Below are 24,175 nucleotides of genomic sequence, written 5' to 3'. Positions count from 1 at the left end.
ATGGATTGGAACACGATGCTTTCTTATGATTGGGGAGCGATGATGCCGGAATTCATCATCCTTGGAACGGCCATGTTTCTTTCGATATTGGATTTATTTTGGCCGAAGCACTTTAATCGGAGAAAACTGGCATGGCTCGCGTTAACCGGAATCATTTTGGCCTGTTTGTCACTGATTAGCCTGCTTTCATTTGAGACAGTCAGTATCTTATCCGATACGTTTCGTTTGGATTCATTTGCAAAAGCTTTTAAGCTGCTGCTATTATTCGGAGCGGCCCTGATCATCCTTCTGGCTGAAGGATATGAACCGCAAGAGGGGCTGCGGGAGCACCGGGGGGAATTTTATTATCTGTTCCTGACCGCTTTGCTTGGAGCGATGGTCATGTCCTCAAGCGGTGATTTGATAACGCTGTTCGTTGGACTGGAACTGCTTTCACTTTCATCTTATATATTGGTCGGAATACGCAAGCATGATCGGAAGTCCAACGAAGCGTCCATGAAGTATGTGATAAACGGAGGCATTTCCACAGCGATCACTTTATTCGGAATGAGCTATTTATATGGAGTGACCGGTTCTGTCAATCTAGGCGAAATGAGCCGGACGATGGCTGCAATGACGGACGGCCAGCTGCAATACATTATGGGACTCGCTTTCTTCATGGTATTTGTCGGTGTATCCTTCAAGATAGCTGCCGCCCCATTTCATATGTGGGCGCCGGATGTCTATGAGGGGGCACCGACACCGGTCACAGCCTTCTTGAGTGTAATTTCGAAAATGGCGGGTTTCGTCATCATCCTGCGCATTTTTCTCTCGTTGTTCCTAACAGCTTCCGGTGATACGTTCGGAGCGCTCGACTTTTTGGAAAAAAATAATATTTATATAGCTTCATTGGCGGGGCTGACGATCATCATTGGAAATGTGGTTGCGTTAAGGCAGCAAAATTTAAAACGATTGTTCGCCTATTCAAGCATCGCCCATGCGGGTTACCTGCTAGTAGCGGTGGCAACATTGGGCGGGGGTTATTTCCTGCTGGATACTGTCTGGTTTTATCTAATGGCTTATGTATTGATGAATATAGGTGTATTTGCAGTCATCCAGCTGCTCTCCAGTCAAAGTGGGTCAGAAGATATTAGCATTCTTGCAGGGCTGGGGAGGAAATCACCGTATCTTGCCATGGCATTCACCGTATTTATCCTGGCGCTTGCTGGAATTCCCGGGACGACAGGTTTCATTGGCAAACTCAATATTTTTCTTGGAACATTCATAACGGAGCCTGGACATTTTGTCCTCGCGGGAATCATGATTGCAGGAACCATTGTTTCCTATGTGTATTATTTCGGATTATTGGTGCAGGTCTTTTTCCGGCCCATTCATTCGGAAATGGTCATTAAAATTCGTCCGGGTCTATACGCCGTGTTGATCATTTGCGTGGTAGGCACCATTCTTTTCGGGGTGGCACCAAATATTGCCTTTGATTTTATCCATGATCAATTTGGCGAATTTACAGACTTTATTTCAAGTAAATGATATAATGCCTGTATCAGAGGCTTGTTCCATTGGATCAAGCCTCTATTTACAGTTTTAAAAAGATATTTTGCAATTCTTCCTTTTAAATTCCAAATTTGCAGGGGTTTTGTGTTAGAATAGAATTTGGGTGTCTTTTAGGAGGTATGTACATGTTTTCAGCAATGGGACAGCAGGCTTTAACAGGGATTATTGCACACTTGTTTTTCATCGCAGTTACCTGGTGGGCTTTACAGGCATTACATTTTGATAAAATGTTAAGATCCAATTCGGTCATCAAGGCCAGGGTTTTATATATTTTATTAACTGTTGCCATCGGTTCAGTTGTAAGTAATTTCTTCCTCGACTACCTGGGATTTGCAAATCAACTTCCGTATATGTTTAGTAATGACTGATAAGCTGTAAGAGTTTTCTTATAGCAAAATATGATTCTACTCTTGTATTCGCTTTTGCTTCCTGCAAATTTAAGGGGAAGTTGTCACCAATTGTCGGAAAACTTGAAGTATGATCTCTCTCCTTATGGAAAGAATGTGTAAAAGGGGAGGGATTTAACATGTTTAATTTAAACAAAAAAATGTTAACATACATAGTATTTCTCGGTTTGACGGTGATTTTAATTGGGAATAGTACGATTGTGGCAGAAAGTAAACCAGATATAGTTGAAATGGTGGGACTGTTACAAAAAGATGAAGATTTGGACATAGGGGATTGGTCTGTACTCACTAGAGAAATAAATAAAGAGATTACAACTAAACAAGAGTTTGAAAGCGAAGTTACAGCTTTAAAACGAAAATACCCTCAATTTCAATGGCACCGGAAAGATGATGCTTCCGGCTGGAAGGCTGAGGCGTTAACTTACAATGTCGATTCAGGTCTGACCGAATCTATCAAAATAATGACAACGGAAGAGAAATTTGATAAAGTTACCTATGTTATTTACGAAGTGGAGGGGAAAGAGTGGAAGGAAGCCAATAAGGCATTTTTTACTGCTACGTTCCAAAACAGGGTGAATGACCTATTTATAGGAACTCCTTCAATTTTTTCTTGTATTAAAGGGTCTATCAATGATAATATGGATTCGGTTTTAAACTCTAAAACTGAAGACCTGTTAGATTTGTTCCAAGCAAGGGAAATTGAGAGTGTGCATGAAACAAACTTTACATCTATATCTGCACATTCAACATTGTTTAAACAACCATTGACAAAAGAAAAATTAAATTTGCAGTTTGGGCTACGGACAGAAGGATTGGGTGACCGAACGAACTTTGTAGTTGGCACACCAATCATAACGTTTGAATATTAATATAGAGAAAATGGACGCGGAGGGGAATACTTTTGGAAAAAATCATCGTCCGCGGCGGAAAAAGGCTTAGCGGGACAGTTAAAGTAGAAGGTGCTAAAAACGCCGTTTTGCCAGTTATCGCTGCAACATTATTAGCAAGTGATGGGAAAAGTATCATTAAAGATGTTCCTACGCTCTCCGATGTATATACAATCAATGAAGTATTGCGCAACTTAAATGCTGATGTTGCCTTTCATGACAATCAAGTAACTGTAGATGCATCAAGAGAGTTATTAGAAGAAGCACCATTTGAATATGTACGTAAAATGAGAGCTTCCGTTTTAGTGATGGGCTCATTACTAGCAAGGAATGGCCGGGCCCGCGTTGCTCTTCCTGGTGGCTGTGCCATCGGATCACGTCCTATCGACCAGCATTTAAAGGGCTTTGAAGCGATGGGAGCAAAAGTGAAGGTCGGCAATGGTTTCATTGATGCCGAGGTAGAAGGCAGACTTAAGGGTGCAAGAGTGTATCTTGACTTCCCGAGTGTGGGTGCCACTGAAAACATCATGATGGCAGCAACACTTGCTGAAGGTATAACTATTCTTGAAAATGTGGCCAAAGAGCCTGAAATTGTAGATCTTGCGAATCTCCTTAATAAAATGGGTGCCAAAGTCAGAGGTGCCGGTACCGGTACGATGAGAATCGAAGGTGTCGATAAATTATATGGCACTGAACATACGATTATACCTGACCGTATCGAGGCTGGTACATTCATGACTGCGGCTGCTCTTACTGGCGGCAATGTTCTTGTTCAAGGAGCTGTACCTGAACACCTTACTTCCCTTATTGCTAAAATGGAGGAAATGGGCGTTCAAATTCTTGAAGAAGAAGATGGGTTACGCGTTATCGGTCCCAAAACCTTGAAGGCCATTGATATCAAAACAATGCCGCATCCTGGTTTCCCGACTGATATGCAATCGCAAATGATGGCATTATTACTTCGTGCTGAAGGAACAAGTATGATTACGGAGACCGTTTTCGAAAACCGTTTTATGCATGTTGAGGAATTCCGTCGCATGAATGCCAATATTAAAATAGAAGGTCGTTCCGTTATCGTTAATGGACCAACTAACATTCAAGGTGCTGAAGTAGCTGCAACAGACTTACGTGCCGCTGCAGCGCTAATCCTGACTGGATTGGTTGCGGATGGCATTACACGTGTTACAGAATTGAAGCATCTTGACAGAGGGTACGTGAATTTCCATGGCAAATTGGCATCCCTAGGTGCAGATGTGGAACGTATTAACGAAGATGTACCTGCTGAAACAAAAAAAATTGCAGATTTAAACGCATAAATAGCTTATAGAACCATTCACGTTCGAGTCATTGAACCGTGAATGGTTTTTTTTTTCTTGATCCGGACTCATCGACTACAGTTAATAGAGATGTCGTTTTTCTATTCATAAAAGCTTGTCCTTCGACATACATTTGTTATGTAAAGATACCTGCTGGATACGATTATGATTATATACGGCAGAGAAAACAAGTGTAGGGAGGCTCAGGAATTTGAAAGCAATCAAACCGATGATCGTACTATTCATAGCAGTAGCATTCGTAATTGTCATGATTCCGGCAGTGCTTGTGCTTCCATTTTCAAATGATAAGACAAGTGGGCAGTTGACCGAACAATTAGAAAAGAAAGTGAAGAATGAGGGTAAAGAGGTAGCTGCAAATGAAATGAGTTCAGTAGAAGTTGCGGTTTACCGAACATCTGCAAAGAAGATTGAAAAACTGCCGATTGAATCGTACTTGACTGGTGTGGTTGCGGCTGAAATGCCAGCGGATTTTGAAGAAGAAGCTCTGAAGGCTCAAGCATTGACAGCGAGAACTTACATTGTCAATCAGCTTATAAGTGAAAGTCGATTGGGCTTGCCGGATGGTGCCGATGTAAGCGATACGGTCATGCACCAAGTTTATAAGAATAATGATGAGCTGAAAAAACAGTGGGGCTCTGATTATAAATCGAAGATGCAAAAAATTAACAAGGCTATAAAAGAAACTGCGGGTCAAATTTTAACCTATGAAGGAAAACCGATTACTGCCACTTTTTTTTCGACAAGTAATGGCTACACGGAGAATTCCGAGGACTATTGGCAAGCTGATTACCCCTATTTAAAAAGTGTATCCAGTCCGTGGGATAAAGAAGAATCACCAAAATTTTACAATAAAGTTGTAGTGGATACTGCCGATTTTGAAAGAAAACTGGGTGTAAGTCTTTCTTCGGGAACATCAATAGGAACTGTCATTGAAAGAACATCAGGCAATCGCGTAGGTGTTGTGGAAATCGGAGGAAAGAAAATGACAGGAAAACAGATTCGTGAGAAGCTCGGGCTGACATCATCCGATTTTGACTGGGAGCGTCAAGGTAACCAGATTGTCATCACGACAAAAGGATCAGGACACGGAGTTGGAATGAGCCAATACGGTGCTAATGGCATGGCCAGGGAAGGTAAAACCTATGAAGACATCGTGAAATATTATTATAAAGGCGTCAAAGTGCAGTCTTCAAGTAAGTGGCTGAATACGATGACAGCAAAAAAATGAGAGATGGGAATCCCCATCTCTCATTTTTTTGCGCTTAATTTTTCTATAATGGTCAAAAAGCCCCGTTCACGCTTGAAATAATGATATTGGACATGAAAATAGACTGCAGCTACTCCTATGATATCTTTTATGACGTCTATTAAGGTAGAGGAGCGGTATGGGACGAAAGATTGGTGGTATTCATCAATAACTCCGTAAAGGCAAGCCACAAGTGCCGCCAACAGGCTTAAACCAGGTTTCAGCTTTTGGTTTGCAGCAAGGGCGGAAACTAATAATATATACAAAAGGGCAAATTCGACCAGATGAAGTGCCTCTTTGATAAATCGGTCAATTGAGGATGAGGGAAGATCAAGAATCATATCATCGGGGTTGCTCGACATTATCCAAATGGCAATCATATATAGAAAAGGCAATAACGTTAACACAAGTTTAAAAGCTTTTTTCATGATTTAAACATCCTTCAACAGTAAGATACCAAACATTTTACCATTCTACGAATAAAATCGGTTTCATTTCCACAAAATAAATCTAAAAATTTTTTTTCCTGAATGTATATAATCTTAACAAAATGTTCAGAATGATTGCTGAGGTGATTAATATGAGAGAGGAAGAAAAGAAACCAACTTCCACAATCCGACGTATACTAAAACAACGTTGGGCATTATCAGCAATCTATATCGCAAGTGCAGCCATAATCTTAGCCGCGGCCTTCTTATTACAAAATAGTTTTGACGATTCAGCTAAAGATGGCAAAGAGGAATCAGCTGAAACAGGAAAAAACTATGGTGAGCCTTCTGTAGAGGTTAATAGTAATCTTGAGACAATCAAGATGCCTGTAGCCGATGCAGACAAATCGGTTATCAAGAAACAGTTTTATGATGTGAATGCGGATGAAAAGGCACAAGAAGAAGCATTGGTTTTCTACAACAATAGATATGAGCAAAACAAAGGTATAGACATTGCAATGGAAGATGGAAAGACTTTTGATGTAAAAGCTTCCTTAAGTGGAAATGTAACGAAAGTTCAAGACGATGCATTACTTGGAAATTTAGTTGAAGTAACGCATGAAGATGGCGTTGTTACCCGTTATCAATCTGTTAAAGACATTAAGGTTGCAGTCGGTGACAAAGTGAAACAAGGACAAGCAATTGCTACAGCTGGAAAAAGCCAAATCAATGAAGAGGCTGGCGTACATGTACACTTCGAAATCAGAAAAGATAACATTGCATTAAACCCACTTGATTTTGTTGATAAACAAGCTTCTGCGATTCAATCGGCAACTGAAGCCGAAGGCAGCGAACTTGAAGATTCAGCCAATAAAGAAGAAACACCTGCAGTCGAAGGATCTGAAGCTGATAAAGAGGAAACACCTGCAGTCGAAGGATCTGAAGCTGATAAAGAGGAAACACCTGCAGTTGAAGAATCTGAAACTGGCACGGAGCAAGCTCCTGCAGTTGACGAAACTGACGAGAGCACTGATTTAGAGAGTGGCACTGATGAGGAAGGCTCTGTCCCTGGTGAAGATACAACTGAAGAAAGCGATTCTTTAAAAGATTCGTTAAATCAATCTAATTAAGATTAAGATTTTTAATAAAATCAAAACAAAAACCTAAAGCGTTACGAATGACAACAACTGAAAATTTGGTAAAAGGAGGCCGTTCACACCTTGAACGGCTTCCTTTTTTTTTCGAGGAAATATCGGCCAATATGCTGAAACCTTTGAATTTCTGACAAATTTCTCGGGAAATAATTTTAGCTTAATGAAATTAAACAGATGAAATTAAGAAATAAATCCAAACCTCCTGTCCCATTAGGCATATATTCTTAACCAAGCTAATAAGATGTTATAAACCATGCAAAGAGAGTGTTTGAGGTGAGGAATCGTTTATTACAAATTATCTAATAGGTGAATAATTCTATCTTTCATTGTTTATAGGGCAGCGGTATTCGATTCGAAAAATACGAATCTCATTTCACACTTCTCACATCCAATTTGGGGAGGTCGAGTGGTGTGCACGATTACATCAAAGAAAGAACTATCAAGATAGGAAAGTATATCGTGGAAACTAGAAAAACAGTCCGCGTCATTGCAAAAGAGTTCGGAGTCTCTAAAAGCACGGTTCATAAAGACTTAACTGAGAGGCTGCCAGAAATTAATCCTGATTTGGCTAACGAAGTGAAGGATATATTGGATTATCATAAATCCATTCGCCACCTTAGAGGTGGAGAAGCGACAAAATTAAAATATAAACGTTCTGAAAGAGAAGAAGAAATCGTTAAATGATACTTGAATCATTCCGGCAATTGGAATTGAATCGGGGACTGAATAAGGGGACATGAAAGTAATGTCAGCTTTTTTCTTAACCTTGATTGCGGTTCCATGCCGGAATTTTTTTATGGGGAAATGCGGAAATTTAGTACATAAGGCACTGATCTTTTTTACATATTGGCAAAAAAGGGAATAATAGTATTTATTAGTGTTTATTTATAATTCATACTTACTTGTGTCAATGCAATATGGTAAAATAAACAATTAGGACAGAAGTAGGTTATATGTGAGGATATTCAAGGAGGATTTAAGAAATGTTTGCTAGAGATATTGGGATAGATCTTGGAACAGCCAATGTTCTTATACATGTCAAAGGTAAAGGAATTGTGTTAAATGAGCCTTCGGTAGTTGCGATTGATAAGAATACGAACCGTGTTCTTGCTGTCGGGGAAGAAGCTCGTAAGATGGTAGGCCGTACTCCAGGAAACATCATCGCAATCCGTCCTTTAAAAGACGGTGTCATTGCGGATTTTGATGTGACAGAATCGATGCTTAAGCATTTTATCAATACATTGAATGTGAAAGGCTTCCTTTCAAAGCCTAGAATTTTAATCTGCTGCCCGACCAACATAACAAGTGTCGAACAAAAAGCGATTAAAGAAGCTGCTGAAAAAAGCGGCGGAAAAAAAGTATTCCTTGAAGAAGAACCAAAAGTGGCTGCAATCGGTGCCGGTATGGATATTTTTCAACCAAGCGGCAATATGGTCGTGGACATTGGCGGGGGTACAACGGATATTGCCGTTCTTTCAATGGGGGATATCGTTACATCTTCTTCTATTAAAATGGCCGGTGACAAATTCGATAATGAAATTTTAAATTATATCAAGCGGAAGTACAAGCTCCTTATTGGTGAGCGTACAGCGGAAAACATCAAAATCCAGGTTGCAACCGTATTCCCTGGCTCCCGAAATGAAGTCATCGATATCCGTGGGCGCGATATGGTATCGGGATTGCCTAGAACCATTTCGGTCAACTCGGAAGAAATTGAGGAAGCTCTTCGCGAACAGGTTTCCATCATTGTACAAGCTGCAAAAAGCGTGCTTGAGCGGACACCGCCAGAACTTTCTGCTGATATCATCGACCGCGGCGTCATTTTAACAGGCGGAGGAGCATTGCTTCACGGAATTGATTTACTCCTTGCTGAAGAACTTAAGGTCCCAGTACTCGTTGCTGAGCAGCCAATGGATTGTGTAGCAATCGGAACCGGCATCATGCTTGATAATATGGATAAATTGCCACGTCACAAATTCAACTAAAAAGCGGATGGAAATCCGCATCATAAGATAGGGGTCTAAGGTTCAGACAAACGTGAAGCATAGTGATAGTGCGTGCAGTTCTAGTACAGATGAGCAATAGGCCCTCTTCTTTTAATCGAGAATTTAACACCATTCCTTTAAATCTGACCTAGCCTACGATATAGACAAATTCTTCTGCCTAATGCTGTCCCTTTCCTTAAGATACTGATGTTCATGACCGATAAGATAGATATGAGAAATTGAACGGGATAAGTTATGTAATTTGAGGAGTGAAGAAGATGTTAAGGGGTTTTTATACGGCTGCTTCCGGTATGCTTACACAGCAAAGGCGCACAGAATTGCTCACAAACAATATGTCCAATGCGAATACAACAGGGTATAAAGCGGATCAAATGAGTGTAAGATCTTTTCCGGAAATGCTCATAAGCAACATGGGTGGTAAAACGGTTCCTACGGAGAGCAAATTGAGCATGCCTAACTTATCCAAGGTTGGGTGGCTCAGTACGGGTGTTTACGTACAGGAGGCGAATCCTTTATTTGTCCAGGGCACATTGGAGGAAACCCAGCTTAATACGGATATTTCCTTAGTTGATGAAAACCTTCCGATCAATGAAGAAACGAGTCGGCAAGGATCGGTTTTTTTTACTGTCCAGGATGGTGATGGTGCTATTCGTTATACGCGTAACGGCAGTTTCACCCTGGATGGGCAAGGTTATCTGACTACGCCTTCCGGTCATTATGTATTGAACGAAAATAATGAAAAGATCCAGCTCGATAGCGATCAATTCACAGTAGCGGAAAACGGTGTTATTTTAGAAGGAAATGTTCAAACCGCACGTATGGGCATCGGTTATTCGGATGATCCGTCATTACAGCTCATGAAGGATGGGGAAGGCCTGTACAAGGCTGTGAATGATGGGGATTTACCTAGCGCATACGCTGCTGCAGATGTCGGTTTTTCTACTAAGCAAGGCTTTCTTGAAGGCTCCAATGTTGATCAATCGAGAACGATGACAGAAATGATGTCGGCATACCGCTCTTTTGAAGCGAGTCAGAAGGTACTTCAAGCCTATGATAAAAGTTTGGATAAAGCGGTCAATGAAGTTGGCAGGCTTTAATTGAACAGTAGGGAAAAAAGATTTTGGAAATTTGAGCATGTAAGGGGAAAAACCATGAATCGGACGATGATGACGGCGACGAATACGCTGAACCAACTTCAAAGTAAAATCGACCAAATAGGTAATAATATCGCGAATGCGGACACGACTGCCTACAAAAAGACCCAAACGAGTTTCAATGATTTATTGACACAGAGTTTCAATAATCAACCGAGTGAGACCAAGGAAAAAGGAAGATTGACCACACCTGGCATCCGGCAAGGAACAGGGGCTATGATAAGCCAATCCCAATTGGTGCTTTCACAGGGAGCTTTAAAGACGACGGACCGCAACCTTGATGCTGCATTCACCCGGGATGACCAGTTCTTCACCGTAAGCGTTCAAGACGATAATGGGATCAATACAAGGCTTACAAGGGATGGGGCCTTTTATTTATCTCCTAATGCTAACGACCAAATGATGCTCGTTACCTCTGCTGGACATAAAGTCCTTGATGAAAATGGTGAACCGATCCTCGTTGAGGGAAACATTAAAGACATTAAGATTTCGGAAAATGGCTTATTGATGGTGGATACGGAAGAATATGGCGAAAAGAGTTTTGGGCTCGGAATCGTCTCGGTCAAGAAACCGCAATTTCTTGACCGGCTAGGCGGAAATTTACTTGGCCTGCCCAAAAACTTCAATGCCTTGGGTGTTACTGAAGACGATATCATGACTGCATTAACAGGGGATTCCCGCAACCGGGCAGCAGTCCGTCAAGGGTCTCTGGAGTCATCAAATGTCGATCTTTCCAAAGAAATGACGGATCTAATCAATGTTCAGCGTTCTTACCAATTTCAATCCCGGGCTGTAACGATGGCTGATCAAATGAGCGGATTGGTCAATGGAATACGTTAAGGTTTCTGGTAAATAAAATGTCTCCCTGCGGAATTAGAGCAAATCGGTTATAATGAATTCATAACAAAGGGAATCATTCGTGCCGATCATTTTGCATAGCTGCTGAATTTCTGTTTAAAGGGAAAATCAGTCGGCGAGTTTTCTTAAAAGGAGCTTTCACATTCTATATGGAACAAAATCGTGTAATGAGACAACAAATTGAAGAAGAGATAAAGGAAGTCGAGGCGAAGCCGAATCCTAGAATCAAGGTCCGACTTTTGCCAATTTGGCTTCGTTTACTCATTGTTATCGGATTGATTTTCATTGCTGTATTATCCGGGGCACTATTAGGATATAGTGTGATTGGTGGAGGACATGCAATGGATGTTTTCCAAAAATCCACATGGACCCATATTATTGATATAGTGAACAAGGGCGCTTAGTTCCATGTTTTTTGAAGTAGTTGCTGTCGTTATCGGATTTATATTACATGGCAACTACGCCTCTGTCTGCATGACAGGGGCGAGTTTATGTTAAGTTAGAAATATTTAAGTCATAGGAGGAACATGTATGCTTGATATCACACAAATAAAGGAAATTATCCCGCATCGTTACCCATTCTTATTAGTCGACCGGATCATAGAAATAGATGAGGGGAAAAGAGCGGTTGGATTGAAGAATGTCTCAGCAAATGAAGAATTCTTTAATGGCCATTTCCCCGATTATCCAGTTATGCCTGGAGTTTTGATTGTAGAGGCATTAGCGCAAGTCGGTGCTGTAGCCGTATTGAAGCAAGAAGAATACAAAGGACGGCTTGCCTTTTTCGCTGGAATCGATAATTGCCGCTTTAAGAAGCAAGTTAAACCAGGTGATCAGCTGCGTCTGGAAGTGGAAATAGTGCGTATGAGAGGGTCAATGGGTAAAGGAAAAGCAGTGGCAACGGTAGATGGAGAAACAGCATGTGAAGCCGATATCATGTTTGCTTTTGGTGACAAATAAGATTCATTTTCCGCGAAAAGGAAATGAAATGTTTTAACTATATTTATCGAAAAAGGGTTTAAGGAACCGTGAAGCGGTGTATATAAAAAGCACTGCATTGCTTTTTTAAAGCAAGAGCGGTTTTTGAACTTTCTATTCTCCCTTTGAATGCCGGACATTTTATATGTCCGGCATTTTTTATTGAGTAAGCAAAACGGATTTTTCTTTATAAATTTAAAATAGGGCGCAAGTTATTTTCACATTCGGGCAAAATATCTAATGATAAAGAAAGAAGGGAGGTTGCCAAAAATGATGAAGAAAATTTTTGCACTACTTGGGGGATCTTTATTATCAATTATGTTCCTTGCTGGATGTGGAACGAATGATAATGATAACAATCCCGCACCAGAAGATGATAACAACATCATAGAAGATGATAACAATGGTGTAAATGATAACAACGATAACAACGATAATAACGATATGAATGATAACGATGATGATGGAGTGCTTGATAACGACGATAATGACATCGATAATAACGTCGATGATAACGTCGATAATGATGCCGATGACTTGATTAAAGACGATAAAAATGACGACAAAAATAAGTAATTAGCACAGAATGACAAAGACTGGCTTAGGCAAGAAGAGGATTAATATCCTTATTCGTCTAAGTCAGTCTTTTTTATGTGCATTCGATTAGGGATGGAAATTAAGGGAAGGGTTTTTATTTATTAGTTGCTAATTTAGGCTTTGAGCGGATTTTTTGCTTGAACTCTTTTATTAATTCATCGCCGGAAAGACCTTTTTGGACCAAATCTTCAAGAAGGAGTTCTGCATATTTGCTCCGTGTTTTTTGGATGTGGCCAACGAATAAAAGGCTATAATGGTTGCCCACTTTTCTTATTGTACGTAAAACAGTGTGGAACAAAGCCGGTTCATTGTCCTTTTTGGTAATGACTGCCTGGATATACACCTCTCCGTCTATATTGGGAAGTGAGGGCTGAAGCTTATTGAAATGATTTTCTTCTACAAAGGCTTCCAGTAACCATGTTCTGGCGTCATTTTCTTTATTTATAATCAGTCCATCTGTTAATGCGATATCAATCAAGTTTAAATTTTCAGTAACAATTTGCAACGAGATCAATTTAAATGATTTCATCCAATTCCTCCGTTTCTTGCAAGAAAGAGCGGTATTACCTCTCTTAAACGTAAATTTTGAAATGGTACATATCGGTTTAATCCTTTTAAAGGTAATTATATCATACTAAAAAAAAGTCCCTTAATGAAATGAAAACCCAACATTTGTCTAAATTATGAAGGATAGAATAAAAATTTGCAAAATATTTAATTTTGTTAACTATTCGTTTTTCCCCTGATTTTAATCAATAAAAAATGATTTTGCATCAATCCAAACGGTTTTTCATGAAGAAAAATGGTGTAATAAGACCATTTCCTCCATTTTTTAATCGATGGAAGAAGGAGTATGATTAAAGCATGTTAAAGAGGAAGGAGTGAAAAGATGATTAACCAAGTTACCCTCGTCGGCAGGCTTACGAAGGATCCCGAATTAAGATACACACCCGATGGCAAGGCTGTTTCCAATATCACGTTAGCAGTCAACCGGAACTTCCGTAATACTGTCGGTAACTATGAGGCGGACTTCGTACAGTGTATCATATGGAAAAAGTCGGCTGAAAATACTGCTCAATATTGTAAAAAAGGTGCAACAATCGGCATAACTGGCAGAATACAAACAAGGAGATACGAAAATCAGGAGGGCAAATTTGTATATGTAACTGAAGTGGTTGCCGAGAGGGTTCAATTCATTGGGTCTAAACAAAATGATGTTAAGCCCAAAGATTTTGAACATATTGGTCTATAGTGTTACGTGGAGGCATGATGGCGTGCCACAGGAAGGAGGCAAGACCGTTTTCAAGAAACTTCCGACATTGGAAGCAATAAAAGTATTTATATGACCATAATGAAAAATAAATGCACAGATTTTTAGCATAATTTAGTGAAACTTGACAGTAGTATATAGATTATCCATCATCCATTCATTCCCCAAAAGCTAATAAAGCTTCTTCCCCGCTGGAAACCTCGATTTACCCTCCAAAAAATCGAGTTATCTGATTTTCCCCATGTAATGACTGCGAATAAGCAGTCATTTTTTTGTGCCAAAATGTGTGTAAATAGGAAAAATAAAAAAATAATTCTGTTAAATTAGAATTTTTAGAAAATATATTGTAATATTTTAATTTTGATGCAATAATAAACCCAATAATATAATTGGAAAAAAAGTTATATATAGGAAGTGATTTGATGGGCGAACCAATTATTAAGGTGAATGGTCTGCGAACCAGTTTTCGTACTGACGATGGGGTGATTCCTGTCGTGAACTCAATCGATTTCCATGTCAATCCTGGTGAGGTTTTAGGAATTGTTGGAGAATCGGGATGCGGAAAAAGCGTAACTTCTCTGTCCATCATGGGTCTGGTTCCTTCGCCGGCTGGTAAGGTGGAGGGGGAAATCCTTTTTAAAGGAGAGAACATCGCAAATGCCTCTGAAGCGAAAATGAGAAAAATTCGCGGGAATGATATAGCGATGATATTTCAGGAACCGATGACAAGCCTGAATCCTGTGTTCACTATTGGCGAGCAATTGGTCGAGACGCTTCGGATACATAAAAAATGGAACAAAAAACAGGCCCGGCATCGTGCGGTGGAAATGTTGAAGCTGGTTGGGCTTGGCCGTGCCGAGGAATTGCTCAAAGAATATCCGCATCAGCTTTCAGGTGGAATGAGACAAAGGGTCATGATAGCAATGGCCATGATTTGCGAGCCGAAACTCCTTATAGCCGATGAACCGACAACGGCTTTGGATGTGACGATCCAGGCACAAATCCTAGAGTTAATGAAGAATTTAAATAAAGAAACAGACACGGCAATCATGATGATTACCCATGATCTTGGGGTAGTGGCGCAAATGTGTGAACGTGTCATTGTCATGTATGCCGGCAAGGTGATAGAGGAAGGAAATGTGCAAACGATTTTCCAAAACCCTAAGCATCCTTATACGGTCGGTTTACTTCAGTCGATTCCTGATATGCGAATAAAGAAAGATCGCCTTTACTCGATACCGGGTAATGTGCCAAAACCTGGGACAAGCAACCTCGGGTGCCAGTTTGCTCCCCGGTGCTCCCATGCCATGGAGCAATGTATAAATGAGACCCCGTCTCTATTGAAATTCGATGAAGGTCAGCATGTTCGCTGCTGGCTGTATGAAGATGGGAAAGGAGCTGCCTTGCATGAATCAAACATTGGTTAAGGTAGAAAACCTAAAGAAGCATTTTCCAATCAAAGGAGGGGTTCTCGGAAAGACCATCGGAGAGGTCAAGGCAGTTGATGGTTTGTCTTTTTCCATTTATAAAGGGGAAACCTTAGGCCTTGTCGGTGAAAGCGGTTGCGGAAAGTCGACGACGGGAAGGTTATTGCTTCGATTGCTTGAGCCGAGTGAGGGTAATGTTTATTTCGAAGGAAAGGACCTGACAGCTTTATCTTCCAGTGAAATGAGAAAGATGCGCCGTGAAATGCAGATGGTCTTCCAGGACCCATTCGCTTCCCTCAATCCCAGGCATACTATTGAAAAAATATTGGAAGAACCGCTCATCGTTCATGGGGTTAAAGATAAAAAGGCGCGAAAGGCCCGTGTGCAGGAACTTCTTAAGGTTGTTGGCTTAAGCAGTTACCACGCTAAGAGGTATCCGCATCAATTCAGTGGGGGCCAACGGCAGCGTATTGGCATTGCGAGGGCACTTGCAGTCAACCCCAAACTGATCATTGCCGATGAGCCGGTATCTGCGCTGGATGTGTCGATCCAGGCACAGGTCTTGAATCTGTTGCAGGATTTGCAGGAAGATTTTGATTTGACCTACTTGTTCATTGCCCATGATCTTGGAGTGGTGAGGCATATCTCCGACCGTGTCGGTGTCATGTATCTTGGACATATAGTTGAATTGACGGAAAGTGAAGGGCTTTATGAAGATCCGCTTCATCCATATACGCAGGCTTTACTATCAGCCGTGCCCATCCCGGATGTGGAATACAAAGGGGATAGGGTAATCCTGCAGGGAGATGTTCCAAGCCCATCAAACCCGCCCGGAGGCTGTCCATTCCATACGAGATGTCCGAAGGCGATGGCAGGATGCAGTACGGAAAAGCCAATCCTGAATGAACATAAACCTGGTCACTACGTTGCTTGTCATTTATACAATTGACACGACGTATACATAAATTCGCAAATAATAAGGGGGAAGAATATGAAGAAAACATGGGCATTATTGCTGACTGGTATCCTGGCTCTTTCGCTAGCGCTTGCGGGATGCTCCTCGTCTACATCAAAAGAGAAAGATGATGGTAAAGGTGGATCGAGTGAAGCGAAGGGCGGCGTATTGATATACGGTAAAGGTGGAGACGCTGTCGGTCTTGACCCGGCTATCGTAACCGATGGGGAATCATTCATCGTCACACAGCAGATTTTTGAAACGCTAGTGAAATATGGGGAAGATGACACGGAAATCAATCCGGGTCTTGCAGAATCATGGGAAGTGTCCGATGACGCAAAAACATACACATTCAAATTGAAAACCGGAATCAAGTTCCATGATGGTACGGATTTCAATGCAGATGCAGTCGTAAAAAACTTTCAACGTTGGGCACAAAGTAAGGATGAGGGTAAATTTGCTTACTATGCCTCCATGTTTGGAGGATTTGAAGGTGATGAAGGTCATGTGATCAAAGAAGTAAAAGCGATCGATGCCAGCACGGTGGAATTCACTTTGAACCGTCCGCAGGCGCCGTTCCTGAAAAACCTTGCCATGCCTACATTTGCAATAGCCAGTCCGGCTGGAATTGAAAAAGAGGGTGATGACTTCACTAAAAATCCATCTGGTACAGGTCCTTTCAAATTCAAATCATGGAAACCTGGCGATACGATTGAAGTGGTGAAAAACGATGACTATTGGCAAGAAGGACTGCCGAAACTTGATGGAATCACGTTTAAGGTCATTAAAGATAACTCTGCGCGTTTAAATGCTGCAATCAAGGGTGAAATCGACCTGATGGACGGGTTGAACCCAAGTGATATCAGTAAGGTTACAGGAGATGAAAACCTGCAAATATTCGAACGTGCATCCATGAACGTCGGGTACTTTGCTTTCAATGTTGAGAAAGCGCCATTCGACAAGAAAGAAGTGCGTCAAGCCATCTCGCATTTGATCAATAAAAAGGAAATCATTGATAATTTTTATGAAGGCACAGCAGAGCCTGCCAAGAATCCCATGCCGCCATCCGTTTCTGGCTACAATGACAAAGTCGAAGACTATGATTATGATGTAGAAAAAGCGAAAGAACTGCTGAAAAAAGCTGGACTTGAAGACGGATTTAAAATGGATCTATGGGCAATGCCGGTACCGCGTCCATATATGCCAGATGGTCAAAAAGTGGCTGAAGCCATTCAAGCAAGCCTAAAACAAGTCGGCATCGAAGCGAATATCGTTTCGTACGAATGGGCTGCATATTTAGAGAAAGTGCAGGCTGGTGAAGCCCAATCCTTCATGATGGGCTGGACAGGCGATAATGGAGATGCGGATAACTTCCTTTATACATTATTGGATAAAGATAATATCGGCTCCAACAACTATGCCCGTTACGCAAACGATGAGGTCCATAAACTGCTGATCGAAGCTCAGTCCACGGCAGATGAAGCCAAGCGCAATGAGCTGTATGGAAAAGCACAGGAAATCATCCATGATGATGCTCCATGGGTTCCGCTTGTACACTCTTTACCGCAGTTAGCCGGATCTAAGACGGTCAAAGGGTTTGTTCCACATCCAACTGGTTCACAATCCCTTGTTAATGTTTCACTAGAAAATTAACCGTACGAACCGGGTAGTATGGAGTCTTGCATGCTTCCCGGTTTTGTTATGGAATGTATTTCAAAATGATCAAGGGCGCTTCGAAGGACCCTTATTTAAAAGGCGGGTGATTGTTTTGTTTTCCTATACCGTACGACGTTTAGGATCTCTCATTCCAGTGTTACTCGGAATGGCATTTATTGTATTCATGATGATTCGGGCGATTCCTGGGAATCCAGCACAGGTGATTTTAGGGCAGCAAGCAACGGAAGAGGCAGTCGCTGCAATGACAAAGGAGCTTGGTCTGGATAAACCTTGGTTCATTCAATTTTGGGATTATTTATCAGGTCTGTTAAAGGGAGACCTGGGTGTTTCGTTAAAAACGAATAGTCCGGTTTCTGAAGAAATTGGGCCATACCTAATGGCCACGATAGAACTGGCCTTGATCGCCATGATCATCGCCGTGGTAATAGGCGTGAATGCAGGGATAATATCAGCTTGGTTTCAAAACTCATGGTTTGATTATGTCGCCATGGTGATTGCGTTGATTGGTTTGTCTATGCCTATTTTCTGGCTGGGGTTAATGGAGCAATACCTCGTTTCAATTCAATGGGATTTACTTCCGACGACAGGGCGGGATAATATCAGGGATCCCGTTGAAGCCATAACCGGCCTGTATTTGATGGATACACTCATGGCTGGCAGGGTTGATCAGTTTTTCGAGGTGATCAAACATCTCATTTTGCCGGGGATTGCGCTTGCGACCATTCCGATGGCCATTATTGCAAGGATGACACGTTCGTCCATGCTGGAAGTCATGAGATCGGATTTCATTCGTACAGCTCGTGCTAAAGGAATGAGAATGTTTTGGGTTGTTTACAAGCACTCCCTTAAGAATGCCCTGATTCCAGTGGTGACGGTTATCGGCCTGCAGACAGGATTACTTTTAGGCGGCGCCATATTAACGGAAAACATTTTTGGATGGCCGGGTATCGGTACATATATTTATGATGCAATACTATCTCGGGATTATCCGGTGATACAGTCCGGAATTCTTGTCATCGCCTTTTTGTTTGTCATGATCAATCTAGTTGTGGACTTGTTGTATGCAGCGATCGATCCTAGGATTAAGTATAAATAGGGAGGGAAACTCATGCCTGAAATAGCAACGAATACTTCGCCAATCCTTCCTCCGAAAGAGGCAGAGGAAAAAGTCATCTCTCCCTGGAAGGAAGGGTGGAAAAGTTTTAGGAAAAATAAGGTAGCCCTTGTGGGACTGGGGATTGTTGCATTTTTTATCTTAATCGCCATCTTCGCGCCCGTTATTGCACCTTATTCTTTTGAGGGGCAAAAGCTAAGTGATAAACATTTGGCCCCGTCTGCGGAGCATTGGTTCGGAACGGATGAATTTGGACGTGACATTTTGAGCAGGGTCATTTATGGCTCGCGCATATCAATAGGGGTCGGCTTCTTATCTGTTGCCGGATCTGTCGTGGTCGGGTCTTTTTTAGGAATCATTGCCGGTTACTATGGCAAGTGGATAGATACAATCATATCGAGGGTCTTTGACATCATTCTGGCCTTTCCAAGTATCTTGCTTGCCATTGCTGTCGTAGCCGTTTTGGGACCTTCCCTTCGTAACGCACTTATTGCCATTGCCATCGTCAATGTCCCGATATTCGGCCGGCTTTTACGTTCACGGGTCTTAACGGTGAAGGAAGAGGAATATGTAACGGCTGCGAAGGCAATTGGAATGGGGGATGGCCGGATTCTCCTTCACCATGTCCTTCCGAATAGTCTTGCACCGATCATCGTTCAAGGCACCTTGGCGATTGCAACTGCCATAATTGAGTGTGCAGCACTGGGCTTTCTCGGTCTCGGTGCACAGCCGCCAGCACCAGAGTGGGGAAAAATGCTTGCTGATTCCAGGGCGTTCATCATTCAGGCACCATGGACGGTTCTTTTCCCCGGCCTTGCGATCATGCTTACGGTACTCGGCTTTAATCTAATGGGGGATGGGCTGCGCGATGCATTGGATCCGAGAATGAAAAACTAGAAGTAAAAGGGTGATGTTAGTTTAACATCACCATCTTTTTGTCATTTATCTTGTAAATCTATTAAAATATGAAAAATAATAACATAATCCTAGTTCGAAATAGGAAAATAGTGACTATTACCCCTTAAAATCACCCCAAAAGTTGTGATACTTTTATACTCAGTAAGAATATTCCAAAAATTGATTATTTTAGAGGAGGAAAGTTCATTGATTAAACGCAGCTTGTCCATTCTAGCAATCTTTCTATTAGTATTTACTGCAAGCGTTTCCGCAGCCAAGCTCCCAGATCCCCCGACAGGCTCGGGCGGTGCAGGTAAGAAGAATCAGGAAAGTATTATAAAGCTGAAGAAAAATGATTTGGGGAAGAAATACAAAAGCAATGAGAAGGTCAGGGTCATCGTAGAGATGAAGGAAGCCCCGGCAATAGAAACAGCTTCGAAAGAAGGGAAACTTTTTAAACAGTTATCAAAAACTAAGAAACAACAATTAAAGTCCGAAAAGCTAGCTAATCAGAAGAAATTGAAAAAAAAGGTGAAAGAGAAAAAAATAGCTTTCAAGGAACTTGAAAGTTTTACGACAGTCGTCAATGGGTTCAGTGGTGAACTTCAGTATGGTGAAATCAAAAAAGTGGAAGCCATGCCTGAAGTTGCTGAAGTACATATTGCGAATGAATATGAACGTCCTGTAGAAAAACCCGAGATGCTTTATAGTAAAGAACTTGTCCAAGCCCAGGAAGCTTGGCGGGAATATGGATATAAAGGGGAAGGGATGGTCGTCGGGATTATTGATACTGGAATCGACCCATCTCACCGTGATATGGTCCTGAACGAAGAGAATAAGGCTGAACTGACTGAAAGTGAAATAAGCGGTATGAAGGAATCTAGCCATCTATTAGGCAATTATTATACGGCGAAGGTACCTTATGGATACAATTACATGGATGAAAATGAAGAAATCCTTGACCTTGGTGAAGGGGCCTCCATGCATGGAATGCATGTAGCAGGTACGGCTGGTGCCAATGGAGATGAAGAGAACGGCGGCATTAAAGGGGTTGCTCCTGAAGCCCAACTGCTTGCTTTAAAGGTCTTCGGGAATGATCCCGATATGCAGACAACATGGGGCGATATATACATTAAGGCGATTGACGATGCCATTATCCTTGGAGCGGATGTGCTGAATATGAGCCTTGGCTCCACTGCAGGTTTTGTATCGGCAGAAGATCCGGAGCAGCAGGCGGTGTCCAGGGCTGTTGATAATGGGATCCTCATGTCGATTTCAGCAGGAAACTCGGCGCACTTTGGAAATGGATTTGCAAACCCATCGGCCTCGAACCCGGATATTGGCGTTTCAGGTTCACCTGGGCTTGCTTACGATTCTGTACAAGTGGCATCGGTAGAGAATAACTATATGGATTTGGATGCAGCGACTTATGATATAAATGGACAAGCAGGTAAAGCTCCGTTCATGTCGGCTTCAAGCGTACATCCCAATGCTTTGAAGGATAAAACACATGACTTGGTGGCTGCAGGTCTTGGGACGCCGGAGGAGCTTTCCAAAGTGGATGTTAAAGGCAAGTTCGCCCTCATCGAGCGCGGCACGCTTTCTTTTATAGAAAAGGCGCAAAATGCCCAGGCAGCAGGAGCGACAGGAGTCATCATTTACAATAATGCTGACGGATATATTTCCATGGCCACAGATCCAAGCATCACCATTCCTCAGCTGTTCATGTTGAAATCGGATGGTGCAAAGCTGAAAGCGGCCTTAACGGATGGTGAAAAGGTGAAGGTTACCTTTAATGGTGATAAAACAAAAGCTGTAAATCCAGAAGCAGGGAAAATGAGCTCATTCAGTTCATGGGGAGTCGCACCGAACTTGGATTTCAAACCAGAAATCACTGCTCCGGGCGGACAAATTTATTCGACGCTGAACAACGATGAATATGGAATGATGAGCGGTACTTCGATGGCGGCACCACATGTTTCCGGAGGCTCGGCACTGGTTCTTGAAAGAGTGGATAAAGAATTTAAATTAAATGGATCTGCCCGGGCTAATTTAGCTAAGAATCTGATGATGAATACTTCAAAACCATTAACGGATCAGGGTGTCGTCAATAAGGCCCTTGACTGGGAAAACCCTTACTCGCCTCGCAGGCAGGGAGCCGGGGTCATGCAGCTGCAATCCGCATTGTCCACACCTGCTGTCGTGACCGAGGCATTCACGAAAGAAGCGAAGGTTGCAATGAAGGAGATCGGAAATAAGTTCGCCTTCACTTTAAAGGTTGAAAACTTCAGCAACAAAGCGGTCAAGTATGATGTAAAAGGAAACATCCAAACGGACTATGCAATCCAGGGACAACTGGGTTATTCCGCTAATGAGCTGGAAGCACAGGAAATTAAGAACGCTTCGATTAAAATCAATAATAAAAATACAAATAAGATTACCGTTCCTGCAAAAAAATCGGTTACATTTGAAGTGAAAGTGGACATATCCAATGCAAAGGTACTTGGCGATGACCTTCAGACTCTTGTAGACATTGACAAGGTCTTTCCAAATGGATACTTTGTTGAAGGGTTCATTTCATTGAAGGATCCAGCCGATACCAATCCGGAACTGAATGTACCGTATGTAGGGTTTAAAGGAGAGTGGGACAAAGCCCCGATCCTGGATGGCACTAAATATGACAAAGAATCTTTCTATGGCATGGCAGGAGGAGTATCGACAGCAGGTAAAGATTTCACTTATCTCGGCTATGACCCTGCGGGAAAAACATTCAATGGCAAAAATATTGCAATTTCCCCAAATGGTGATGGTGCACAGGATGATTTCGTGCCGGTCCTATCATTCTTAAGGAATGCGAAAAAGGTAGAATACAATATATTGAATGGTGAAAACAAGTCGGTACGGAAACTTCGCACAGAGAATAATGTACGTAAAGACTATTATGATGGCGGACAAGGGACTGCATACACCCTGGATCCAGCCCGTAAATGGGACGGTAAAATCAATAATGCACTCGCTAAGGATGGGGTCTATTATTTTGAAATCAAAGCGATGATAGATTACGAGGGTGCGAAATGGCAGACGTTTAAAATGCCTATCAAAATCGATACGGTAAAGCCGACAGTCAAGATTTCGAAAAAAGGCAATGTATTGACCATCCAAGGTAAGGATAATCTGAATGGTTCAGGGCTTGCTTATTACGATGTACAAGTAGATGGAGCATCCATCATGGAAGAACCGCTCCCGGCGAATGCGAAACAATTCACCCTACCTGATGTAAAAGGGGAAAAGGTTCAGGTTGTGGCAATTGACTATGCAGGTAATGAAAAATCGGCTGAAACCGAATTAGCAAGTGATTCGGCTCCGATCGATAATCATGCACCAGCTGTAAAGATCAAGAGTCCTGAAGCCTTGAGCGTGAACAATAAAAATAAAATCAAAATAACTGGAGAAATTGAAGAAGCGTCGGAAATAACGGAATTTAAAATCGACAATAAAACGGTACCTGTAACGTATAACAAGACGAATAATAAATATCAATTCTCATATGAAAAGAATTTTGTAGATGGTGTCCAAAGCTTCACGGTTAAAGCAACCGATAAATGGGATAACACGGTTTCCTTTAAACGGACGATTATGGTCGATGCAACAAAGCCAGGGTTAAAAGTTAAAGGTGTACCGGAAACTGTGGGAGCCAAAGGAAAGAATCCAAAAGTGGACGTGACGGTAGAGGATAATTTTGATGAAATCCGTCTTTACCTGAATGGAAGCGAAGTATTCTATCATGAATTCAAGGAACCCTACAAAATGCGTGCCTATAAGAAGAAGATAGAGGATTTGGAGCTGCCGCTTAAAACAGGCAACAACAAGATTGAATTTAAGGTGACCGATCTTGCAGGAAATGAATCGAAGAAATCCTTTAACATCAATAAAGCTAAAAAATAATGAAAAACAGCCCTCTTATCCAAGAGGGCTGCAGTTTGTACAAATAATTGATTTTACCTACTGTTTTTTTGAGGGTTTGTACAATTCGAGCGTTGATTGGGACGTAGGGCACTCGCTTTCCGCGGGCGGTCCGGGAGCCTCCTCGGCGCTCTTTGCGCCTGTGGGGTCTCCCTTGGACACGCTTTTCTAAGCAGGAGTCCCGTACCTTCCGTTCCAATCAACTGAAGACTATAGGGAAACTCACTTTTCTTCATACAAAATGGGGTTCGGAATGGACTACCCTGAAC

Annotated in this window: 22 protein-coding genes; 20 read left to right on the top strand and 2 right to left on the bottom strand. The window is 41.9% G+C overall.

Annotated elements, in window-relative coordinates:
- From nuoN to spoIID, 5 genes are all read left to right on the top strand, one after another.
- A complete protein-coding gene (gene nuoN / locus BW986_RS13155) occupies window positions 1–1,527 on the top strand; it encodes an NADH-quinone oxidoreductase subunit NuoN (protein ID WP_076368338.1) in 1,527 nt (508 codons plus the stop codon).
- Between the two features lie 149 nt (window positions 1,528–1,676).
- Complete coding sequence (locus BW986_RS13150; protein ID WP_034315776.1) at window positions 1,677–1,919, top strand: DUF1146 family protein; 243 nt, start codon at window positions 1,677–1,679, stop codon at window positions 1,917–1,919.
- A gap of 158 nt (window positions 1,920–2,077) precedes the next feature.
- On the top strand, window positions 2,078–2,827 hold the full coding sequence (locus BW986_RS13145; protein ID WP_076368337.1) for a YwmB family TATA-box binding protein: 750 nt from the start codon (window positions 2,078–2,080) through the stop codon (window positions 2,825–2,827).
- Between the two features lie 32 nt (window positions 2,828–2,859).
- Window positions 2,860–4,161, top strand: a complete 1,302-nt coding sequence (gene murA / locus BW986_RS13140; RefSeq protein WP_076368336.1) for a UDP-N-acetylglucosamine 1-carboxyvinyltransferase — start codon at window positions 2,860–2,862, stop codon at window positions 4,159–4,161.
- Window positions 4,162–4,372: 211 nt separating this feature from the next.
- The gene (gene spoIID, locus BW986_RS13135) at window positions 4,373–5,410 is read left to right on the top strand and encodes a stage II sporulation protein D (protein ID WP_260320848.1); all 1,038 of its coding nucleotides are present in this window, start codon (window positions 4,373–4,375) and stop codon (window positions 5,408–5,410) included.
- Between the two features lie 20 nt (window positions 5,411–5,430).
- Here spoIID and BW986_RS13130 read toward each other — a convergent pair whose 3' ends face one another.
- Window positions 5,431–5,856 (bottom strand): VanZ family protein, encoded by a 426-nt coding sequence (locus tag BW986_RS13130; RefSeq protein WP_076368335.1) that lies wholly within the window; start codon window positions 5,854–5,856, stop codon window positions 5,431–5,433.
- A gap of 152 nt (window positions 5,857–6,008) precedes the next feature.
- On the opposite strand from BW986_RS13130, the gene BW986_RS13125 reads away from it, so the two are divergent.
- From BW986_RS13125 to BW986_RS13090, 8 genes are all read left to right on the top strand, one after another.
- Window positions 6,009–6,986, top strand: coding sequence for a stage II sporulation protein SpoIIQ (locus BW986_RS13125; RefSeq protein WP_076368334.1), 978 nt, complete (start codon window positions 6,009–6,011; stop codon window positions 6,984–6,986).
- A 435-nt stretch (window positions 6,987–7,421) separates the two neighbouring features.
- The gene (spoIIID, locus tag BW986_RS13120) at window positions 7,422–7,694 is read left to right on the top strand and encodes a sporulation transcriptional regulator SpoIIID (protein WP_034315767.1); all 273 of its coding nucleotides are present in this window, start codon (window positions 7,422–7,424) and stop codon (window positions 7,692–7,694) included.
- A 299-nt stretch (window positions 7,695–7,993) separates the two neighbouring features.
- Window positions 7,994–8,995 carry a rod shape-determining protein gene (gene mreB, locus BW986_RS13115; protein ID WP_076368333.1) on the top strand — a complete coding sequence of 334 codons (1,002 nt, stop codon included), beginning with the start codon at window positions 7,994–7,996 and terminating at the stop codon, window positions 8,993–8,995.
- 278 nt (window positions 8,996–9,273) lie between these two features.
- Complete coding sequence (locus BW986_RS13110; RefSeq protein WP_076368332.1) at window positions 9,274–10,113, top strand: flagellar hook-basal body protein; 840 nt, start codon at window positions 9,274–9,276, stop codon at window positions 10,111–10,113.
- Between the two features lie 54 nt (window positions 10,114–10,167).
- Window positions 10,168–11,010 carry a flagellar hook-basal body protein gene (locus BW986_RS13105; RefSeq protein WP_076368331.1) on the top strand — a complete coding sequence of 281 codons (843 nt, stop codon included), beginning with the start codon at window positions 10,168–10,170 and terminating at the stop codon, window positions 11,008–11,010.
- A gap of 167 nt (window positions 11,011–11,177) precedes the next feature.
- On the top strand, window positions 11,178–11,432 hold the full coding sequence (locus tag BW986_RS13100) for a DNA-directed RNA polymerase subunit beta (protein ID WP_076368330.1): 255 nt from the start codon (window positions 11,178–11,180) through the stop codon (window positions 11,430–11,432).
- Window positions 11,433–11,559: 127 nt separating this feature from the next.
- Window positions 11,560–11,988 carry a 3-hydroxyacyl-ACP dehydratase FabZ gene (fabZ, locus tag BW986_RS13095; RefSeq protein ID WP_034315755.1) on the top strand — a complete coding sequence of 143 codons (429 nt, stop codon included), beginning with the start codon at window positions 11,560–11,562 and terminating at the stop codon, window positions 11,986–11,988.
- Window positions 11,989–12,276: 288 nt separating this feature from the next.
- Complete coding sequence (locus BW986_RS13090) at window positions 12,277–12,582, top strand: hypothetical protein (RefSeq protein ID WP_076368329.1); 306 nt, start codon at window positions 12,277–12,279, stop codon at window positions 12,580–12,582.
- Between the two features lie 115 nt (window positions 12,583–12,697).
- On the opposite strand, the gene BW986_RS13085 is transcribed toward BW986_RS13090, so the two are convergent.
- Complete coding sequence (locus tag BW986_RS13085; protein ID WP_076368328.1) at window positions 12,698–13,132, bottom strand: YwpF family protein; 435 nt, start codon at window positions 13,130–13,132, stop codon at window positions 12,698–12,700.
- 360 nt (window positions 13,133–13,492) lie between these two features.
- On the opposite strand from BW986_RS13085, the gene ssb reads away from it, so the two are divergent.
- The 7 genes from ssb to BW986_RS13050 all read left to right on the top strand — a co-directional run bounded on the left by ssb (window position 13,493) and on the right by BW986_RS13050 (window position 23,888).
- Complete coding sequence (gene ssb, locus BW986_RS13080) at window positions 13,493–13,855, top strand: single-stranded DNA-binding protein (protein WP_076368327.1); 363 nt, start codon at window positions 13,493–13,495, stop codon at window positions 13,853–13,855.
- A 440-nt stretch (window positions 13,856–14,295) separates the two neighbouring features.
- A complete protein-coding gene (locus BW986_RS13075) occupies window positions 14,296–15,300 on the top strand; it encodes an ABC transporter ATP-binding protein (RefSeq protein ID WP_076368326.1) in 1,005 nt (334 codons plus the stop codon).
- Window positions 15,281–16,249: an ABC transporter ATP-binding protein gene (locus tag BW986_RS13070; RefSeq protein WP_076368325.1), complete on the top strand. Its 969-nt coding sequence runs from the start codon at window positions 15,281–15,283 to the stop codon at window positions 16,247–16,249. Before BW986_RS13075 ends, BW986_RS13070 begins: the two co-directional genes overlap by 20 nt.
- 42 nt (window positions 16,250–16,291) lie before the next feature.
- Window positions 16,292–17,908 (top strand): ABC transporter substrate-binding protein, encoded by a 1,617-nt coding sequence (locus BW986_RS13065; RefSeq protein ID WP_076368324.1) that lies wholly within the window; start codon window positions 16,292–16,294, stop codon window positions 17,906–17,908.
- 115 nt (window positions 17,909–18,023) lie between these two features.
- A complete protein-coding gene (locus BW986_RS13060; RefSeq protein WP_076368538.1) occupies window positions 18,024–19,028 on the top strand; it encodes an ABC transporter permease in 1,005 nt (334 codons plus the stop codon).
- A gap of 12 nt (window positions 19,029–19,040) precedes the next feature.
- Window positions 19,041–19,943 carry an ABC transporter permease gene (locus tag BW986_RS13055; RefSeq protein ID WP_076368323.1) on the top strand — a complete coding sequence of 301 codons (903 nt, stop codon included), beginning with the start codon at window positions 19,041–19,043 and terminating at the stop codon, window positions 19,941–19,943.
- 207 nt (window positions 19,944–20,150) lie between these two features.
- Entirely contained in the window at window positions 20,151–23,888 is a 3,738-nt protein-coding gene (locus BW986_RS13050) for a S8 family serine peptidase (RefSeq protein WP_142244594.1), read from the top strand.
- Window positions 23,889–24,175 lie beyond the last annotated feature (287 nt).

It is taken from the genome of Peribacillus simplex, from assembly GCF_900156045.1.
GTDB classification, from domain to species: Bacteria; Bacillota; Bacilli; order Bacillales; family DSM-1321; genus Peribacillus; species Peribacillus simplex_D.
Note: the sequence above shows the minus strand (reverse complement) of the source record. Positions and strands in the feature narration are given on the sequence as shown.

Bases quoted from the DNA above. Each gene is read 5' to 3' on its own strand.
- nuoN (WP_076368338.1), top strand. From the start codon at position 1: ATGGATTGGAACACGATGCTTTCTTATGATTGGGGAGCGATGATGCCG.
- BW986_RS13150 (WP_034315776.1), top strand. From the start codon at position 1,677: ATGTTTTCAGCAATGGGACAGCAGGCTTTAACAGGGATTATTGCACAC.
- BW986_RS13145 (WP_076368337.1), top strand. From the start codon at position 2,078: ATGTTTAATTTAAACAAAAAAATGTTAACATACATAGTATTTCTCGGT.
- BW986_RS13130 (WP_076368335.1), bottom strand. From the start codon at position 5,856: ATGAAAAAAGCTTTTAAACTTGTGTTAACGTTATTGCCTTTTCTATAT.
- BW986_RS13125 (WP_076368334.1), top strand. From the start codon at position 6,009: ATGAGAGAGGAAGAAAAGAAACCAACTTCCACAATCCGACGTATACTA.
- mreB (WP_076368333.1), top strand. From the start codon at position 7,994: ATGTTTGCTAGAGATATTGGGATAGATCTTGGAACAGCCAATGTTCTT.
- BW986_RS13110 (WP_076368332.1), top strand. From the start codon at position 9,274: ATGTTAAGGGGTTTTTATACGGCTGCTTCCGGTATGCTTACACAGCAA.
- BW986_RS13105 (WP_076368331.1), top strand. From the start codon at position 10,168: ATGAATCGGACGATGATGACGGCGACGAATACGCTGAACCAACTTCAA.
- BW986_RS13100 (WP_076368330.1), top strand. From the start codon at position 11,178: ATGGAACAAAATCGTGTAATGAGACAACAAATTGAAGAAGAGATAAAG.
- fabZ (WP_034315755.1), top strand. From the start codon at position 11,560: ATGCTTGATATCACACAAATAAAGGAAATTATCCCGCATCGTTACCCA.
- BW986_RS13090 (WP_076368329.1), top strand. From the start codon at position 12,277: ATGATGAAGAAAATTTTTGCACTACTTGGGGGATCTTTATTATCAATT.
- BW986_RS13085 (WP_076368328.1), bottom strand. From the start codon at position 13,132: ATGAAATCATTTAAATTGATCTCGTTGCAAATTGTTACTGAAAATTTA.
- ssb (WP_076368327.1), top strand. From the start codon at position 13,493: ATGATTAACCAAGTTACCCTCGTCGGCAGGCTTACGAAGGATCCCGAA.
- BW986_RS13075 (WP_076368326.1), top strand. From the start codon at position 14,296: ATGGGCGAACCAATTATTAAGGTGAATGGTCTGCGAACCAGTTTTCGT.
- BW986_RS13070 (WP_076368325.1), top strand. From the start codon at position 15,281: ATGAATCAAACATTGGTTAAGGTAGAAAACCTAAAGAAGCATTTTCCA.
- BW986_RS13065 (WP_076368324.1), top strand. From the start codon at position 16,292: ATGAAGAAAACATGGGCATTATTGCTGACTGGTATCCTGGCTCTTTCG.
- BW986_RS13055 (WP_076368323.1), top strand. From the start codon at position 19,041: ATGCCTGAAATAGCAACGAATACTTCGCCAATCCTTCCTCCGAAAGAG.